The organism is Desulfuromusa kysingii, from assembly GCF_900107645.1.
Classification (GTDB): domain Bacteria; phylum Desulfobacterota; class Desulfuromonadia; order Desulfuromonadales; family Geopsychrobacteraceae; genus Desulfuromusa; species Desulfuromusa kysingii.
Genome location: NZ_FNQN01000007.1, coordinates 38,401 through 55,073, shown reverse-complemented (window position 1 = coordinate 55,073; position 16,673 = coordinate 38,401). Strand labels below are relative to the sequence as shown.

General features: G+C 47.1%; 17 protein-coding genes. 8 read left to right on the top strand and 9 right to left on the bottom strand.

Annotated features, from left to right (window positions below):
* Nucleotides 1-111: 111 nt before the first annotated feature.
* The 7 genes from BLU87_RS11790 to BLU87_RS11760 form a co-directional block, all read right to left on the bottom strand.
* Nucleotides 112-537, bottom strand: coding sequence for an acyl-CoA thioesterase (locus BLU87_RS11790; RefSeq protein WP_092348668.1), 426 nt, complete (start codon nucleotides 535-537; stop codon nucleotides 112-114).
* 13 nt (nucleotides 538-550) lie between these two features.
* Nucleotides 551-898, bottom strand: coding sequence for a cupin domain-containing protein (locus BLU87_RS11785; protein WP_245706477.1), 348 nt, complete (start codon nucleotides 896-898; stop codon nucleotides 551-553).
* Nucleotides 899-1,028: 130 nt separating this feature from the next.
* The gene (locus BLU87_RS11780; RefSeq protein WP_092348665.1) at nucleotides 1,029-2,174 is read right to left on the bottom strand and encodes an acyl-CoA dehydrogenase; all 1,146 of its coding nucleotides are present in this window, start codon (nucleotides 2,172-2,174) and stop codon (nucleotides 1,029-1,031) included.
* A gap of 55 nt (nucleotides 2,175-2,229) precedes the next feature.
* On the bottom strand, nucleotides 2,230-3,012 hold the full coding sequence (locus tag BLU87_RS11775) for an enoyl-CoA hydratase-related protein (RefSeq protein ID WP_092348662.1): 783 nt from the start codon (nucleotides 3,010-3,012) through the stop codon (nucleotides 2,230-2,232).
* A gap of 175 nt (nucleotides 3,013-3,187) precedes the next feature.
* Entirely contained in the window at nucleotides 3,188-3,580 is a 393-nt protein-coding gene (locus BLU87_RS11770; RefSeq protein WP_092348659.1) for an NINE protein, read from the bottom strand.
* Nucleotides 3,581-3,602: 22 nt separating this feature from the next.
* The gene (locus BLU87_RS11765; protein WP_092348656.1) at nucleotides 3,603-4,136 is read right to left on the bottom strand and encodes a carboxymuconolactone decarboxylase family protein; all 534 of its coding nucleotides are present in this window, start codon (nucleotides 4,134-4,136) and stop codon (nucleotides 3,603-3,605) included.
* A 53-nt stretch (nucleotides 4,137-4,189) separates the two neighbouring features.
* Nucleotides 4,190-5,257 carry a malate/lactate/ureidoglycolate dehydrogenase gene (locus tag BLU87_RS11760; RefSeq protein ID WP_092348652.1) on the bottom strand — a complete coding sequence of 356 codons (1,068 nt, stop codon included), beginning with the start codon at nucleotides 5,255-5,257 and terminating at the stop codon, nucleotides 4,190-4,192.
* 317 nt (nucleotides 5,258-5,574) lie between these two features.
* Between BLU87_RS11760 and BLU87_RS11755 the strand changes: the two genes are divergently transcribed.
* The gene (locus tag BLU87_RS11755) at nucleotides 5,575-6,723 is read left to right on the top strand and encodes a diguanylate cyclase (RefSeq protein ID WP_092348649.1); all 1,149 of its coding nucleotides are present in this window, start codon (nucleotides 5,575-5,577) and stop codon (nucleotides 6,721-6,723) included.
* Nucleotides 6,724-6,893: 170 nt separating this feature from the next.
* Here BLU87_RS11755 and BLU87_RS11750 read toward each other — a convergent pair whose 3' ends face one another.
* Nucleotides 6,894-7,799, bottom strand: a complete 906-nt coding sequence (locus tag BLU87_RS11750) for an OmpA/MotB family protein (protein WP_092348646.1) — start codon at nucleotides 7,797-7,799, stop codon at nucleotides 6,894-6,896.
* A 208-nt stretch (nucleotides 7,800-8,007) separates the two neighbouring features.
* Here BLU87_RS11750 and nadC point away from each other — a divergent pair, with 208 nt between their 5' ends.
* The 7 genes from nadC to BLU87_RS11715 all read left to right on the top strand — a co-directional run bounded on the left by nadC (nucleotide 8,008) and on the right by BLU87_RS11715 (nucleotide 15,335).
* On the top strand, nucleotides 8,008-8,835 hold the full coding sequence (gene nadC, locus BLU87_RS11745) for a carboxylating nicotinate-nucleotide diphosphorylase (RefSeq protein ID WP_092348643.1): 828 nt from the start codon (nucleotides 8,008-8,010) through the stop codon (nucleotides 8,833-8,835).
* A 57-nt stretch (nucleotides 8,836-8,892) separates the two neighbouring features.
* Nucleotides 8,893-9,873 (top strand): biotin--[acetyl-CoA-carboxylase] ligase, encoded by a 981-nt coding sequence (locus BLU87_RS11740; protein ID WP_092348640.1) that lies wholly within the window; start codon nucleotides 8,893-8,895, stop codon nucleotides 9,871-9,873.
* Nucleotides 9,874-9,892: 19 nt separating this feature from the next.
* Nucleotides 9,893-10,660, top strand: a complete 768-nt coding sequence (locus tag BLU87_RS11735) for a type III pantothenate kinase (RefSeq protein WP_092348637.1) — start codon at nucleotides 9,893-9,895, stop codon at nucleotides 10,658-10,660.
* 98 nt (nucleotides 10,661-10,758) lie between these two features.
* Entirely contained in the window at nucleotides 10,759-12,834 is a 2,076-nt protein-coding gene (gene fusA, locus BLU87_RS11730; protein WP_092348635.1) for an elongation factor G, read from the top strand.
* Nucleotides 12,835-12,898: 64 nt separating this feature from the next.
* Nucleotides 12,899-13,768 carry an SPOR domain-containing protein gene (locus BLU87_RS11725; protein ID WP_092348632.1) on the top strand — a complete coding sequence of 290 codons (870 nt, stop codon included), beginning with the start codon at nucleotides 12,899-12,901 and terminating at the stop codon, nucleotides 13,766-13,768.
* Between the two features lie 7 nt (nucleotides 13,769-13,775).
* Complete coding sequence (locus tag BLU87_RS11720; protein WP_092348629.1) at nucleotides 13,776-14,816, top strand: hypothetical protein; 1,041 nt, start codon at nucleotides 13,776-13,778, stop codon at nucleotides 14,814-14,816.
* A gap of 18 nt (nucleotides 14,817-14,834) precedes the next feature.
* Nucleotides 14,835-15,335: a MogA/MoaB family molybdenum cofactor biosynthesis protein gene (locus BLU87_RS11715; protein ID WP_092348626.1), complete on the top strand. Its 501-nt coding sequence runs from the start codon at nucleotides 14,835-14,837 to the stop codon at nucleotides 15,333-15,335.
* A 338-nt stretch (nucleotides 15,336-15,673) separates the two neighbouring features.
* On the opposite strand, the gene BLU87_RS11710 is transcribed toward BLU87_RS11715, so the two are convergent.
* Nucleotides 15,674-16,507 (bottom strand): response regulator, encoded by an 834-nt coding sequence (locus BLU87_RS11710; RefSeq protein ID WP_092348623.1) that lies wholly within the window; start codon nucleotides 16,505-16,507, stop codon nucleotides 15,674-15,676.
* Between the last annotated feature and the right edge of the window lie 166 nt (nucleotides 16,508-16,673).

Here is a 16,673-nt window from a genome sequence, read left to right as displayed (position 1 = left end):
TAAGGCAGGGATTAACCCCTGCCTTTTCTTTATATCGATCTGGATTTTTTCGGTTCGGTGCTTGCCGTCAGGAACCGTATTCGTGGAAACGATTGAACATTGATCGTGAGGTTATGGTTCTTCTTCGGGAGAGACGAGAATGAAGGCTTCACTGACTTGTGGGTCGATTTTACATGGGCGTCCAGTATCAGCTTTAACGTAAACCCAATCGGTTTCGGCACGAGCCAAAACAGAACGATCCTTTGGATTAATAAAACGGTAGCGACGAAGTGAACTTGCACGCTTTAAGCTGCACACCCAGGTCTGTATTTCAATTTCATCCCCGGCAAACGCAGGCTTTAAATAATCGATGTTATGGGAACGGACAATCCAGCTGCTGTTAAGGCGATGATAAAGTTCGTTTGTGCAACCTTGAGCATCGGAGTGCATCGTGGCTACATCCTGCATCCACTGAACATAAGCGACATTATTGACGTGACCGTTTTCATCATTGGCTTCACTGGGGATAATAAAGCTGTAACTAAAAATTTTAGGCATAATCTTTCCTCGTTTATCTTTGACTCATTTTACGCCTGCTGAGGCAGGTAATCGGCTCGAACTGGGGAGAAGACTTCAATGGCGACGCTATCTTCCAGGACAACGCGTGATGTTCCATGTTTCCGGCGATACACCAACTATCACCGGGCCAAACCGGAAATGTTTCAGCACCAATGGTTAAATCTATCCGGCCAGACACTAAGTATCCGGTTTGCTCTTGAGGGTGACTGTGACAGGGGAGTAGGGCCCCTTTTTGCATCTGGAATTCGACCATTAATGTCTTCTCGCCATGGACCAGAGTCTTCATGGTAATTTTATCGACCGCCGGCTTGTATCCATCCGAGGAATTTTTCCGAAACATGTTCAACCTCCCAATCTTCAATATGGTCATGAGTAAAAACGTTTTGTCGGGTTCTGTCCAGAAAAATAAGGTGATTTTTTAAAGAGTGATGGCTCACTGGGGACGGAGCTTTATCCCGTCCCCAGTGGGTCTAGCGGAGGAGCGCCGAACTGATGACGATACGTTGGATTTCGTTGGTACCTTCATAGATCTGGGTGATTTTGGCATCGCGAAACATCCGCTCTACCGGAAAATCACGCGTAAATCCGTAGCCACCAAAAATTTGTATGACGTCTGTTGTGACCTGCATGGCAACATCGGATGCGTACATCTTGGCCATCGCTGATTCTTTTCCGAAGGACTGTTTATTAGATGCCTTATAAGCTGATTGATAGATCAGGAGCCGGGCTGCTTCAATCTGGGTTGCCATATCGGCGATTTTGAACTGTAGTGCCTGAAAAGCACTCAATGGTTTATTAAACTGAGTCCGCTCTTTCATGTACTGGACCGCTGCATCGAACGCGCCCTGAGCAATCCCGAGGGCTTGAGCAGCAATGCCGATTCGTCCACCATCAAGAGTCATCATTCCCAGTTTGAACCCTTCATTCTCAGTGCCGAGCAGGTTTTCCTCTGGAATCTTGCAATTTTCAAAAACCAGTTCCCGAGTTGATGAAGCGCGGATGCCGAGTTTTGATTCTTTTTTTCCAAAGCTGAATCCGGGCGTATCTTTTTCGACAATGTAAGCGCTGATACCATGATGTTTCCGGGCTTCCTTATCGCTACGGGCAAAAACGATATAGGTGTCCGCATCTCCACCATTGGTGGTGAAAATTTTGCTGCCGTTCAGAATCCACTGTTTGCCGTCACGGGTTGCGGTGGTTTTGGTTCCCCCGGCATCTGAGCCTGCAGAACTCTCTGTTAAGGCAAAAGCTCCGAGTTTGTCCCCTGCAGCCAAAGGTTTCAGATAACGTTGCTTTTGTTCTTCAGTGCCAAATTCATAAATTGGATTCGCTCCCAGAGAGAGATGTGCGGAGAGGGTGACTCCGGTCGAAGCACAGACACGGGACAGTTCTTCTACTGCAATGGCATAACTGATGTAATCGGCTTCAGCTCCACCATATTTTTCTGGGAAAACGATACCGGTGAGACCCAGTTCAGCAAGACGATCAAACATGATGGTCCGATCAAAATATTCGCTTTCATCCCTTTCCTGAATCCCGGGGCTGATCTCTTTTTCGGCAAATTCACGCACCATCTGCCGCATTACTTTATGTTCATCGGTTAGATCAAAATGCATGTTGTCCTCCTTGACTCAAATGTTCATTACCGGGCTGTTGTCATGGATAAATAAATTATTCGCCGGTGAATTTTGCTGGCCGTTTATCAAGAAAAGCCTGCATCCCTTCTTTCTGGTCGGTGGTGGCAAAACAGAGTCCAAAAAGCTCTGCTTCATATTGATTGGCACGATCAAGGTCAAGTTCCAGACCGTTGCGTATCGCTTCTTTAGCCAGCTGCACGCAATAGGGACCATTGCTGATAATCGTCGCCGCCATATTTTTAGCGGTATCAAGTAACTGTTCAAGGGGGACAATTTTATTCGCCAAACCGATACGATATGCTTCAGCAGCATCAATCATGTTCCCGGTCAGAATCAGTTCCAGAGCACGTCCTTTTCCGATCAATCTGGCCAGCCGTTGGGTTCCGCCGAATCCTGGAATTACGCCAAGACCGACTTCTGGCTGTCCAAAGCGGGCATTTTCTGAGACGATGCGGAGGTCACATCCGAGCGCCAATTCACATCCGCCCCCCAATGCAAAACCATTAACTGCGGCGATCACTGGCTTTGTACATGCCTCAATATGACGCATAACCTGATGGCCAAGTTTGGCAAATTGTCGTGCTTCTAAGGTTGTCAGAGCTTGCATGGCAGCAATATCAGCACCGGCGACAAAGGCTTTTTCACCATAACCGGTGACAATAATGACTGCGACTGCGTTGTTTTCGGCCAGACCGATGAATGCATCCCGCAACTCCAGCAATGTTTCTCCATTAAGAGCGTTCATGACTTCAGGGCGGCACAGGGTGACAACTGCCAGTTTGTCCTCAATTTCAATCTGCAAGTTTTTATACGACATAGGGATACTCCAAATAATGGAAACAGTGTTTTGTTAATAGATTACGTTAACGTAAGCGATGGCGGCTATTGGGTCAAGAAAATTATCAAGCGGGGAGGGGAATTTGTTCAGTTTGAAGTGTATTTGGTCTGGGGGATCCGGGAGTAAAATATCTATTGACTCCCGGACGGGTAGGTTAATTGTTGAGCTGTGATACTTGTTCGTTCAGGGTCCAGAAATCGTACAGATATCCTAAACCAAAAATCCCGCCGGTAAAAAGGTAGATAATACCGGTGATCCACTTCCCCAGATACATTCGATGGAATCCAAATAGGCCGAGGAAAGTGAGGAGGACCCAAGCAACAGTGTAGTCATAAGGGCCCCTGGCAAAGCGCATGTTGGCATCACGATCCATTGCCGGAATTAAAAACAGATCGATAATCCAGCCAATACCCAAGAGACCCAGGGTGAGAAAATACACTGTTCCTGAAAGAGGCTTACCGTAGTAAAAACGATGCGAACCGGTGAAGCCGAAGATCCAGAGGATATAGCCAATGGCTTTTTGATGGGTTGCATTTTCGTCGTACATAAATCTGCTCCTTATACGCCATTTATTCAGGTTCGATTCCTAAGGCAACCAGATAACGGGACACCATATTGTAGGTTGCAATGACACCTATCAGTTCGACTAAGTTCTGATCGCTTTTTAACTCTGCCTTGACCGTATGCATAGTCGCTTCACTGACCTGTACGGATTGCGTCATTTCGATACTCAGCTGAATCACCGCCAGTTCAGTGGTGTCGAAAAGAGAACTTTGTCGGGTGGATGACGAGATTCTCTGCAGCGCATCCAGTTGAGCTCTGGTTCCGCCTGCTTTTAAGAATTCTGGTGAATGTTGAATCAATTCGTACTCGGCACGGTTGAGTATTGCTACGATACAGATTGCCAGTTCACGCAACTTAGGGGGGAGATTCAGGTCGTTTCTGACCGTGCCAAGAAAGCCGTTCCAGCCGGTGGCAAAAGCAGGACTGTGGAGAAGCATACGGTCAAGGTTCAGTAATGCTCCTCCACGACGTGAGCGGATTGAAGCAACCAGTTCACGGGGATCTTGAATATCTATGGGGGTGTAGGGGATGACAGGCATGAAAAGTTATTCCTTATGAAAATCATAGCAGTGGATTGACAATGTCTGCACCGTTAAATGAATTGTTTTAGAGTTTCAGGGTTTATCCCCACCGAGGCAGCGGATGCCAGCAATTCGTCCCAAGTGTTGGAGTCAACAGGGATTCCTGTTTGCAACCGATTAGACATGCTGCGACGTTCCGGTTCTCCAGCCAGCATAATGTCTTCATCCGCATCGGAGGACTGCGGCGAATCAAGGATATATTTAATGAGTGCATCCATTTCATGATGGAGATAATCCTGATCGACCAGTCGTTTAGGATCAATGATGATAGTCATCATGTTGTTGATGATACTGCCATCTTTGGGATGTTCAGGTTGAATCGTATTGCCACCGCTTAACGCTCCGGCTAAAAGTTCACAGAAAAAGGCGATCCCAAACCCTTTATGGCGTCCAAACGGCTTCAGAGCCCCTGTCGGTTGATGAAATAAAACTGACGGATCATTCGAAGGGTTTCCGTAACCATCGAGTACCGCCCCCTCGGGGGTGTCTTTCCCCGAATTCATAGCGACTCTGGCTTTCCCCAGGGCGATCTTGCTGGTTGCCATGTCAAGGAGGATTTCGGGATTTTTCTCGGTACCCGGCATTGCAAAACAGATCGGATTTGTCAGCAACCTTGCGTCAGCACCATTGTAGACAGCAACCACTGGAGGGTGATTAGTGACATTGACAAAGTGCAGTGAAAGCACCCCCGCAGCAATACTTTGTTCACCGTAAGTGCCGACGCGACCGATATGATGAGCATGACGCAACGCCATGAGGACCAGTCCGGTTTCCTGACAACGATTTATTGCCTGTTCCATCGCTTCACGAGCGACCCTTTGGCCGTATCCACGCTGGCCATCAAAAACCATGATGGTTCCAGAATCACTGACCGCTTTGACCGAGGTATTGGGAATTAACAACCCGTTGCCAATTGAGCGCAGGTATGTTGGTAACATGCCGACACCATGGCTGTCATGACCTGTGAGGTTGGCGCGTAAGAGGTGGTCGGCAACGATCTGTGCCTCCTCAGGGGAACTTCCTGCAGCGGTGATAATTTTCAACATGATCTGGTGGAGATTTTGATGCTTAATAAACATAATGAACCCATCCTTTAGAACTATTGTCTTGCTGATCTTATTCCTATTTTATGGTGGTGACAGAACGACGAGGTCAGGACTGCCGATAGATACAGAGAAAGATTACCCCTTTGAAGTGATAACTGCAATAAGTCTGATGTGACATTGATGGCGTGGCATTCAATTATTCTTGTTTTGAATGCATATTTAACATTTATCGCCGCCGCTTGGGTGGGCGTTGAATAAAGGCAAAAACCTGTTACAGTATTAATAGTTACTTAATTTAAGTTCAGGGCTGTTGCAATGCTCTAACTCTGGTTCTATCCCGTGGAGGGAAAATGAACTTGCGCTTGCAAGAAATAATTGCGGTGGATGACCTGCGTGAGTTGATGCTGTTTTTTCATGAAGCGGCAGGGATCTCTGTCGGGGTGATGGATGAGAAGCAGAACTGGCTGGTCACTATCGGTTGGCAACATATCTGTACCGATTTTCATCGGGTCAACCCCACAAGTCGCAAGAACTGTTTGTTAAGTGAACAGCGAATTAGTGAATATCTAAACACGAAAGAGTACCTCTCTTATCCGTGTCCGAACGGGTTGGTTGAAGTGGCTATCCCCATTCTGCTGCATGAGACCCTCATCGGGTTCTTTTTTCTGGGACAATTTTTGTATCAGCCCCCCGATATTGACTACTTCCGCCGCCAAGCGATTGCCTATGGTTATGATGTGGAAGCCTATTTACAGGCATTGAAGAAAATTCCTGTCGTCTCCAAGCAAAGAGTAGATCATCTGATGCGGTTTTTTTCCCTCTTTTTTGATTTGTTGACACGTTTAGGAGCGGAAAATCAAAAACGTCTCCATGCTGAAAGTGAAATACAAAAGGCCAAGGAAGAACTGGAGGTTCGGGTTGAGGAGCGCACCCGTGACCTGAACCGGGCTCTCCTTGAGGTCGGCGATCTTGCTTTCCAGTTAAATACCAGTCTGCAGCAGATTGAATCCCTGGCCGTCACCGATTCTCTGACAAATACCTATAACCGGCGTAAGTTTGACGAGGTTGTGGCTGTGGAACATGGTCATGGCAGTAGTGAGAAGGCTCCATTTTCGCTGATTATGTTGGATATTGACTACTTTAAGAAGGTTAATGACCGATTTGGCCATAGTGCCGGTGACGATGTTCTTAAGCATCTGTGTCATTTGATCCGGGGGGTGATTCGGCAGGGGGACTTATTGATCCGTTGGGGAGGCGAAGAGTTCATGTTGCTTTTGCCGACAACCGAGATTGCCGAAGCGGAACATTTTGCAGAGCGTATTCGTGTGGATGTCGAGGCTGAAAAATTCTCGACAGTTGGTCACATTACGATCAGCCTCGGAGTTGCTGAATTTCAGAAAGATGACAGTGTTGATGCCTTACTCAAGCGCGTCGATAACGCCCTCTATCAAGCTAAGCAAGGGGGCCGTAATCGGGTTGTCAAATGTGTTGGGGGGTGATTGCGCAGGGCCCAATATCTGTATCGGGGAGGGAGTCACTTTTAACACGGGCCAACCGGTGAATCAACGTTTGTTGCGGATGGTGTATCCGGCGGAAAAATACTACCGATATAGCCCGGAGGTGAGACCCCCTTCCGGGCTTTATCGGTTTGTTTGTAGTTCCCGTCTTATTATTCTTTCTCCGCTACAGCTTTAAACGGCACCAGCAGAATCTGAATACGCCGGTTCAAGGCCCGTCCTTCGGCATCATCGTTGCTGGCGACGGGTTGATATTCTCCGTAGCCGGCAGCAATAATCCGCTCACCTGGGAGCCCAACCTTATCTTGCAGGAAGTGAACAACGCTGGTCGCTCTGGCGGTTGAAAGCTCCCAGTTGGAGGGGAAGCGCTCTTTCAAACGTTCACTGATCTGAACATTATCCGTGTGCCCCGCAACTTGCAATGCTTTATCCGGGAATTTGCTCAAAACATCGCCCAGACTCTGGAGCACCTTCAACCCCTCTTTTTTGATGGTGGTTTTACCTGAATCAAAGAGGATTTTGTTGAGAAGATTAACTGACAATTGCCCTTCCAGATTAGAAATTGTCAGTTCTCCCCGTTTAATCTCTTCTTCCAGCGCACCGACGAGCTGATTATAAGTATTTTTAACTTTTGCCAGCCGGGCTTCACGGGCGATCTTCTCTTTTTCAAGAGCTCTGTTTAATTCTTCAATGGTGGCCAATAGCTGATCGTTTGTTTGTTGCATATCGGTGAGTTGCGCATGCATGGCATCGATCTGTTGCTGATGCAGGGTCAGGTCCCCCTCCTGCCGCTCCTGAGTGGCGTAGGCGGCTAACAGGTCTCGCTGCAGTTTGGAGTTTTGTTGCAGCGCTTCGACTAATCGACCATTGAGGTTAGAGAGGTCATTCTGGAGCTCTTGTTTGTCGTGACGTAGTTCATCGTTCGCGACCGTTAAGGTCGTGACATCGCGAGTCAGTAAATCTGTTTCATTCACTTTTTGCTGATAGGTATTTTTACTGACGCAGGCACCTAGGACCAGAGGGAGCCCAAGCAGTAAAACGAGCAAAAAACTTTTCATTTGCTTCTCCTTTTTTAGATGGTGATCGCAGGCTTATTATTAAAGAGTTATTTTTACCACAAGTTGTGGAAATGTAAAGGGGATTTGCACCATTAAGGCAGGTGTTTTCAGTTGCGGGGGGAATAACCGATATGCTATAAATTGGTTTCATTTTATCCAATCAAGCTAATATTTTTACTGGGTTCAACCTCTTCTGGAGTTCTCACAGATGCAGTTTGAAATTGAAAGAATTGTACGTACAGCACTCATCGAAGATATCGGTCTTGGTGATGTGACGACGGAAGCGACCGTGTTATTTGATACTGTCGCCCGTGCCGACCTAGTCGCTAAAGAAGATTTTACTCTGGCTGGTCTCGATGTCGCTGCTGCGGTTTTTCGTGCCCTCAATGCCGACGTCAAATTTGAGAAACTCTTTGCTGATGGCCACCCTGTCCGCAAGGGAGAGGTCATTGCCTGGTTGCGAGGCAAGGCCTCTGTGTTGTTGCAGGGAGAGCGGGTCGCTCTGAACTTGCTACAGCGGATGTGCGGCATCGCCAGCCTGACCGCCCGGTATGTCGCCGAGGTGCAAGGGACTGGAGCTCAAATCGTCGATACCCGGAAGACGGTGCCGGGGTTGCGCGCGATTGATAAGTATTCTGTCCGGATGGGGGGCGGGCGTAACCATCGCATCGGACTGTTTGACAGTGTCTTGATAAAAGAAAACCATATTGCTGCTGCTGGCGGTATTGGTGCGGCGATTGAGCGGGCAAAACAAAATCTTTCCCATACCCTCAAAATTGAAGTTGAAACCCGTGATTTAGAAGAGGTGCAAGAGGCATTAACTGCCGGGGCTGATGTCATTATGCTTGACAATATGAGCTTGGAACAGATGCGACAGGGGGTCGATCTGATTGCCGGAGGAGCTCTGGTTGAGGCTTCGGGTGGAATTAACCTAGAATCTGTGCGTGATATTGCTGAGACAGGAGTTGATATTATTTCTGTGGGGGCATTAACGCATTCAGTGAAGGCGGCAGATATTTCAATGTTGCTTCGCTGATGCTAACGTCACAGCATCGTCACTTTTGAGTGACTGTTTTCGACGACTGGAAACCTGGTGGCATCATACGGAAAAATTCTTAGTTTGTTACGTACTTCTTCCGCTGGCTATATTTCAGGGCAGGAAATCAGTAACCAGCTCCATGTTTCTAGGGCGGCTGTGTGGAAACAGATCAAGGTGTTGCGTGAGCTGGGTTTTGAGGTTGAGTCCAAACATTCGCAAGGTTATCGCTTGCTCTCTTCCCCCGATATTTTGCTGGCGGCCGAAATTGAAAACGAGTTGAATTGTTCGTTGATCGGTCGGTCTGTTGTCTCTTTCCCGGTTATAGATTCCACCAATGTTCAGGCGAGGCGGCTAGCTGATGAGGGTGCGCTTGAGGGGACGGTGGTCGTCGCAGATCAGCAAAGTGCTGGTCGAGGTCGCCTGGGACGGCGTTGGGAATCACCTTTCGGTGTGAATCTCTACTGTTCAATTATTTTACGTCCTGATATTCCCGTTCAACAAGCTCCTCAATTAACGTTCCTTTCTGCTGTTGCCGTCGCTGAAACTTTAAATGAAATTTGTAACTTAACGGCTGAAGTTAAATGGCCAAATGACATTCTTGTAAACGGTGCTAAAATTTCCGGGTTGCTCAATGAGATGAGTGCCGAAACAGAACAGATCCATTTTGTTATTCTCGGCGTTGGTATCAATCTGAACATGGCTGCGGATCAATTCCCTCGGGAACTTAACTATCCGGTCACGTCGGTACTTCTTGCGACGGAGGAAAAGGTTGATCGGCTACTGTTCCTGCGGACATTTCTACAACGTTTAGACGCCTGTTATGCCGAATTATTAACCCAAGGATTTGCTCCGGTTCGCCGTCGTTGGGAGTCTCTGTGCAATGTTATAAATCGACAAGTTGATGTTGATCTCGGGGCTGAAGTTCTTCGTGGTACTGTTGTTGGTCTTGACCCTGAAGGGGCCCTGCGGTTGCAACTGGAAAATGGGGAAATCAAGAAAATTCTGGCCGGTGATGTCCGCCCGGTCATAACATGAAGCAGGAGTAACAAGTCACATGCTGTTGGTTATCGATGTTGGAAATAGTAATACGGTCCTGGGGATCTATGCTGGGCTGGATCTGGTCAAAGACTGGCGGGTTGGGACCGATAAGTATCGGACCGTTGATGAGTATGCGATGTTGATTAACGATTTATTTTCTTTATCAGGGTTGCGATTTGCCGATCTGAGTGATGTGATTGTTTCAAGTGTTGTGCCGCCGATGTTAGATACCATCGAGGGTCTGTGCCAGAAATATTTTCAGTTGACCCCGTATGTCGTCGGGCCGGGGATGAAAACCGGTATGCCGATTCAATATGACAATCCACGCGAGGTTGGTGCCGATCGCATTGTCAACGCTATTGCCGCTTTTGAAAAACATCAGTGCGGGTTGATTGCGGTCGACTTTGGTACTGCGACGACCTTTGATGTGATCTCTCCTGAGGGTTGTTACCAAGGAGGGGCGATCGCTCCAGGGGTGCGCATCTCGGCCGATGCCCTGTTTGAGCGGGCAAGTAAGCTCCCTCGGGTTGGGTTTTCACAGCCCGAACAGATTATCGCTAAAAACACTGTAGCCAGTATGCAGGCGGGAATATTTTTTGGCTATGTCGGTCTGGTCGAAGGCATTGTCAACCGGATGAAAAAAGAACTCTCTGCACAAACCATGGTGATTGCAACAGGAGGTTTGGCAGAACCAATTGCCAAAGCGACCCGTTGTATTGATCAGGTTGACCCTTTTTTAACTTTGGAAGGATTAAGAATACTCTACGAAAGGAACCGGAATTAACCTTCAGACCCTGTTATTAGGACGTGTTGACGTCTCTGAAATGGAGGGCTGCTGTTGCGGATATCCGTAGCAGGCTTTTTCTTGAAAAGGAGCGATTCATGGGTAAGTACGACACCGATAAACTGAGAAATCTTGGAATTGTGGCACATAACAGTGCCGGTAAAACTTCTTTAGTTGAAGCTATCTTATTCAATACCGGGATGACCGATACTCTGGGTCAGGTGGATAATGGCACATCTTCTATGGACTTTGAAGAAGAAGAGATTAAGCGTAAAGCGACGCTCAGTGCCAGTTTGAATCACTGCCTTTGGGATAACCATAGTCTGCATATCGTTGATACTCCAGGTGTCAGTAACTTTCTGCATGATACCCGTCGTTGCCTGCGTGTCCTTGGTGGTGCTGTGGTGATTGTTTCTGCCATTTCCGGGGTCAAGTCACAAACGATACAGATCTGGAATTGGTGTGATGCTTTTGAGGTTCCACGGATTGCCTTTGTCAACAAGATGGATAAAGAACGTGCGAACTTTCTTAAAGCTGTCGATGATATGGAGAAATCCCTTGGTGCCCGTGCCGTCGTTGTAACCATGCCCATAGGTGCCGAAGAGAACTTCAAGGGGATTATTGATCTGGTCCGTATGAAGGCAAAAATCTATAAGTTTGACGGCAAAGGAACATACGACGAAGTTGAGATTCCAGCCGAATATCAAGATGAAGCTGATCGTTTGCGGGAGCAATTGCTGGAAGCGGTTGCTGAAGCGGATGATACCTTGATGGAAAAATATCTTGACGGGGAGTCTCTCAGTGAACAAGAGATCCTGTCTGGGTTACGTGAAGGAACGTTGACCGGAGTCTTTACCGTAGTGTTGTGTGGCAGTGCGACGGAAAATATTGGTGTGCGCCAGTTGCTTAACTATGTTGTGGCCTGTCTGCCATCACCTGTTGATAAAGGGACTCAGATTGGTGTCAATCCGTCCACTGAGGAACCTGTGGAGCGGCATCCCTGTGAAGATGAGCCTTTTTCTGCCATGGTGTTTAAAACGATCAATGATCCTTATGCGGGTAAGTTGTCATTGATGCGGCTCTATTCGGGGACCCTGTCTGGGGATTCCGTTGTCTATAATCCCAATAAGGATGAAAAGGAACGGATCAGCAATATCTTTAAACTTGAAGGGAAAAAACAGACACCGATTGATCTGGCCGTTGCTGGAGATATTATCGCAGTCCCCAAACTCAAAGTGACCTCGACGGGGGACACTCTTTGCGATGTTAAAAATCAGGTTATGTATGAACCCCTCGTGCCGCTTAAACCGGTGATCTCTTTTGCTCTGGAAGGGAAGAGTTCAGGAGATGAAGATAAGGTCTATACGGGGCTGCAACGACTGATGGAAGAAGATCCCACCTTACGGATAACGCGAGATAAAGAAACCAAGGAGATGGTTCTGTCAGGAATGGGGCAAATCCACCTGGAAGTTGCGGTGGAACGACTCAAGCGGAAGTACGGAGCCGACGTTATTTTAAAAGAACCCAAGGTTCCTTACCGTGAAACCATCAAGCTGTCGACTCAGGTACAAGGTAAGCATAAGAAACAATCTGGTGGTAAAGGACAATTCGGAGATGTCTGGATCGAAGTGAAGCCTCTCCCACGCGGCAGTGGTTATGAGTTTGTCGATAAGGTTGTCGGTGGAGTGATCCCGCGAAATTATATCCCTGCCGTCGATAAGGGAATTATCGAGGCGATGAAGACCGGACCGCTGACAAAGAATCAAGTTGTCGATGTGCAGATCACCCTTTATGACGGTTCTCACCACTCGGTTGACTCCTCTGAGATGGCTTTTAAAATAGCCGGATCAATCGCATTTAAAAAGGCTATGGAGGTTTGTAAGCCGGTCCTTCTGGAGCCGATAATGGCAATGGATATTACTGTGCCAGATGATTGCATGGGGGACGTTATCGGGGACCTGAACTCCAGACGTGGTAAAGTTGTTGGTGTCGAACCGCAGGCAAACAGTCAGGTGATTCGCGCCGAAGTGCCAATGGCTGAGGTTCTCAGATACGCTCCTGAACTCCGTTCGATGACTTCTGACCGGGGGATGTTTTCTATGGAGTTCAGTAAGTACGAAGAAGTGCCAACCCACCAAACTGCAAAAATTCTTGAAGAGATGGAAAAAGAATAAATAATCTCCAGAGCACCACTGTAAGTCGGTGCTCTGGTCTTCGTTTTATACAGGAGTCTGGACTATGGTAGCGGATGGGCAGGATGTCTCAACATCGGACAACAAATCGGCTGCGGCGCAAGCTCAGGAGAAGAATGAAAGTCTGGAGTCCCTTCTTCTCGATAATCTAGACCATGTTCCGGTTGTAGAGCATATTAGTGTTCGGGAAGTCAGGGCTGTTGGGAGTCAGAATCGGGGATATTTAAGTCTGCTGCTTGGTTTATTATTTTGTATTTTTGTTTTTGGGGCGGGATATTATTACCTGTTTGTGTCGCGCTCTCAGGAGCCTCAATCTGAGCCAAAGCTCCTCTATAATTCACCTAAAATTCCGGTTCCTGTCCGTCCTGAAGCAGTTCTTCCTGTTGGCATACCGGTTGAAGATCCTGCTGTGAGTGATGCACAGCAAGAGACGACGCCAGTCGCGGACTCAACCGCTATGAATGATTTGCCGCTGTTTACTGTCATCGTTGGCCCGCTGCTCAATACTCATGAGCTGGAACAGGCAATCAGACAACTGCAGGAATTAGGTTTGAAACCGGAAGAAAAAAAAGGGCGTGGGGAGGTGCCGATGATTCGCCTTCTGGATGGAATTTACCCTCCTGAGGAAGCCCGTCAACGTCTCGCTGAGTTACGGAAAGTGGTTGAATCAGCATTTATTTTGCCCTCTGGTAACGGCATGGCTGTCTATGCGGGCTCATTTCACCAACAAGAGCGTGCGCAGCGATTGCAGGCGGATTTGGCAGCGAAAAACATCAACGTATCATTTGCTGATAGCTTGATTCCAATGGACGGTACCATGCTGCTTGCGCTTCAGGCTGATGAAGCTACTGCCCGTGAAGTTGCGACGCATATCTCCAGTTATGGACTGCAAACACAGGTTTTAAAGAAGAATTGAGGTCGATTTGACGGGTAAGAAAAAAAATACGTCAACAGTTCAGATTGTCATTCCAGCTGAAGTTGCCAAGATTATGAGTAAGTGGGGTGGGCATAATGTCCGTTTGGCCGCTGCTCGTGGTGCGTTACCAATGTCAGGACATCATCTGGTGACGGTTCTGTTTGTTTTCTATAATGGTGAGAATAAAGAACTTAAAGAAGAGTCTTTAAGTACTTTACAAATGTTACCGGCACAGATTTTATTAGGCGCCCTCAGTCAACCCGAACTCCATCCTGCCATCATTGATTTCATTGTCAGGCTGCGTTATCAGGACTCTGTCGTTATGCAGGCGGCGTTGGCACACCGGATGATAGGAATCAAAACCCTTCTGTTTCTTGCGGAGAACAGTTCTGGTGATGTCTTGGATATGTTGGCACACAATGATGAAAATCTGCGTAAGACAGACTCTCTGCGAACCGCAATCATCAATAATGTCCATGCAGATAAAGCCACAAAGCAGCGGCTTGGCTGGGTTGAACCAGAGCCGGAACCTGAACCGGAACCTGAACCGGAGCCTGATGAGGAAAAGGGTTCTGTGTCCGAGGCGGATTCTGAAGAAGATGCTGAGACCAACTCAGACGAAGATCTCGAAGAGGAGTCTCTTACTAAGTATCAGGAGCTGCAGGAGATGTCAGTTGCTGATAAAATTAAAATGGCTTTGACCGGGGACAAAGAGTGGCGCACGTTACTCATCCGTGAATCGAATAAACAGGTCAATACAGCGGTCTTGAATAACCCCCGAATTTCTGAAGGGGAAGTTATTGCTGTCGCAAAAAATCGCAGTAGTAGCGATGAGCTGATTCGGATTATTTTGTTGAATCGTGATTGGGTCAAACTCTATGAGATGAAAAAGGCGTTAGTCGTCCATCCGAGAACCCCATTGCAGACGGCGATGCGCTACATGACTTTTTTGTCCGAAAAAGATATTCGAGAACTGTCCAAAAGCCGAGAGGTCGGGCAGGCCATTGTCAATAATGCCAGGCGGATGTTGATTGCCAAAAAACGGTAATAACATGAAGGAGAGGTTATGGAAACAAAACCTTATCAAGTTGGAATCCTGACCCTTTCTGATAAAGGGGCTTGTGGTGAGCGTGAAGATGAAAGTGGTCCTCTGTTGAAGGAGATGGTTTCAGGCATAGGCAAGGTCTTACGCTATCAGATTATTGCTGATGATCAGGATAAGATCATGATGATGTTGAGCAGTTGGGTCGATGATCTTGGCTTAGATTTGATTTTAACGACAGGCGGGACGGGACTCAGTCCGCGTGACGTGACTCCTCAGGCGACACTGGCAGTAATTGACTATCAGGTTCCAGGTATGGCAGAAGCGATGCGGGCTGCAAGTATGAAAATAACTGACCGGGCAATGCTTTCACGTGCCATCGTCGGGGTCCGACACCAGACATTGATTGTTAACCTTCCGGGGAGTCCAAGGTCGGTCAAGGAGAACTTTGAGGTGTTGTTACCCGTTTTGCAACATGCTCTGGATAAATTGACCGGAGATACCACTGACTGCGCCCTGAGTTAATCTCTATCTTTTTTGTTTGTGGGTTTTAACTATTTGAAATCATTAGATAAGGAAACGAGCTCAAGAGTATTTAGGAGGCTGTAAACAATTGCTGTGGATAGCGCTGTGTATAACTAACAAATTACCGAATTGAGGCCCCAAGTTTCCCTACTTTTTCCTCTTTGCATAAAAAATGAGCAGTTTTTCTGGACCTGATTTGGTCTTGATCTGGGCCGTTTTCTGTCGCCAGAAGGCAGGGGATTAAGAGAGATCCTACCCGCTGTTGTGCCAGCAGATCTAGGTTGAAATTGGGTCAAATGTTTAAAAAAACATTGAGCCGTTGTCTATTTGTATTGTCTTTATTTGTGCTCAAGACCTCTCAGTGCCCGTTTAACCCGTGCAAGGAGACGGATCGGATTGACGGGTTTGGCGATAAAATCAAAGAATCCCATTTCAAGAAGTTTATATTCATCTTCCGCTGCGGTTTTTGCAGACAGAGCAATGACAGGGATGTCGTCAATCTCCCCGTTGGCCTGTAATGCTTTAAACATTTCAATGCCATTCATCCGTGGCATGACGACATCGGTGATAATGAGATGAGGATGTAGTTGGGAAGCAATCTTGAGACCTTCTGCACCATTTGGGGCTGTAAAAATCGTGAACCCTTCTCTTTTCAGTGCTGCTTCTGCTGCATGCAGTACTATCTCTTGACTATCGACCAGCAGGATGTTGACAGAAGTATCATTTTGGGTTGCAGGAACCTCAGTTAAGTAGTGTTTCTTTATTGCCGATTTGATCTCATCGGGAGTTGCGACACAAGGTGAGATGCGCATTGCCAGCTTAAAGGCCAAATCACTTTGAAGAGACATGTCCAATGGATTTGACATGGCCAGGTAAAGAGTCTTTTTTTCGACCTTTAAAGGGAAGACCAGATGAGTCAGAGCCGTTTCTGTATCGATCTTATCCAGAACTTGCTGAGAAAATCGGTGCCGGGTAAAATTTTTGACATAGGGGAAGTTGAATTGAGTCGAAAGGGCTTTTGCGATATCCTCTTCGAGGATGACTTGCATATCTTCAAGAATTTTTCCCAAGGGCTTTCTAGACCCTTTTTGCCGGAGGAGCGCTTGTTCTAATTGGTCTTGAGAGATAACATCACCCTCAAGCAATATTTCCCCCATTTTTTTTCTAGCCATGAATCTGCCCTTTAGATGTTAATTGAAAATTGATAATAATATATTCTAACATTGTTGGTATAGTCACATTGTGTTTGAGTTTTGTCAATAAGTAATGATTTTCTACAGGTAGCTATATATGCTGATAACTCAATACCGAGGATGGATCATCCTGAACCTTATTCTG

Excerpts from the sequence above, each read along its gene's own strand:
- BLU87_RS11775 (WP_092348662.1), bottom strand. The coding sequence starts at position 3,012 with ATGTCGTATAAAAACTTGCAGATTGAAATTGAGGACAAACTGGCAGTT.
- BLU87_RS11755 (WP_092348649.1), top strand. The coding sequence starts at position 5,575 with ATGAACTTGCGCTTGCAAGAAATAATTGCGGTGGATGACCTGCGTGAG.
- BLU87_RS11785 (WP_245706477.1), bottom strand. The coding sequence starts at position 898 with ATGTTTCGGAAAAATTCCTCGGATGGATACAAGCCGGCGGTCGATAAA.
- BLU87_RS11715 (WP_092348626.1), top strand. The coding sequence starts at position 14,835 with ATGGAAACAAAACCTTATCAAGTTGGAATCCTGACCCTTTCTGATAAA.
- BLU87_RS11760 (WP_092348652.1), bottom strand. The coding sequence starts at position 5,257 with ATGTTTATTAAGCATCAAAATCTCCACCAGATCATGTTGAAAATTATC.
- nadC (WP_092348643.1), top strand. The coding sequence starts at position 8,008 with ATGCAGTTTGAAATTGAAAGAATTGTACGTACAGCACTCATCGAAGAT.
- fusA (WP_092348635.1), top strand. The coding sequence starts at position 10,759 with ATGGGTAAGTACGACACCGATAAACTGAGAAATCTTGGAATTGTGGCA.
- BLU87_RS11710 (WP_092348623.1), bottom strand. The coding sequence starts at position 16,507 with ATGGCTAGAAAAAAAATGGGGGAAATATTGCTTGAGGGTGATGTTATC.
- BLU87_RS11770 (WP_092348659.1), bottom strand. The coding sequence starts at position 3,580 with ATGTACGACGAAAATGCAACCCATCAAAAAGCCATTGGCTATATCCTC.
- BLU87_RS11735 (WP_092348637.1), top strand. The coding sequence starts at position 9,893 with ATGCTGTTGGTTATCGATGTTGGAAATAGTAATACGGTCCTGGGGATC.
- BLU87_RS11790 (WP_092348668.1), bottom strand. The coding sequence starts at position 537 with ATGCCTAAAATTTTTAGTTACAGCTTTATTATCCCCAGTGAAGCCAAT.
- BLU87_RS11765 (WP_092348656.1), bottom strand. The coding sequence starts at position 4,136 with ATGCCTGTCATCCCCTACACCCCCATAGATATTCAAGATCCCCGTGAA.
- BLU87_RS11780 (WP_092348665.1), bottom strand. The coding sequence starts at position 2,174 with ATGCATTTTGATCTAACCGATGAACATAAAGTAATGCGGCAGATGGTG.
- BLU87_RS11750 (WP_092348646.1), bottom strand. The coding sequence starts at position 7,799 with ATGAAAAGTTTTTTGCTCGTTTTACTGCTTGGGCTCCCTCTGGTCCTA.
- BLU87_RS11725 (WP_092348632.1), top strand. The coding sequence starts at position 12,899 with ATGGTAGCGGATGGGCAGGATGTCTCAACATCGGACAACAAATCGGCT.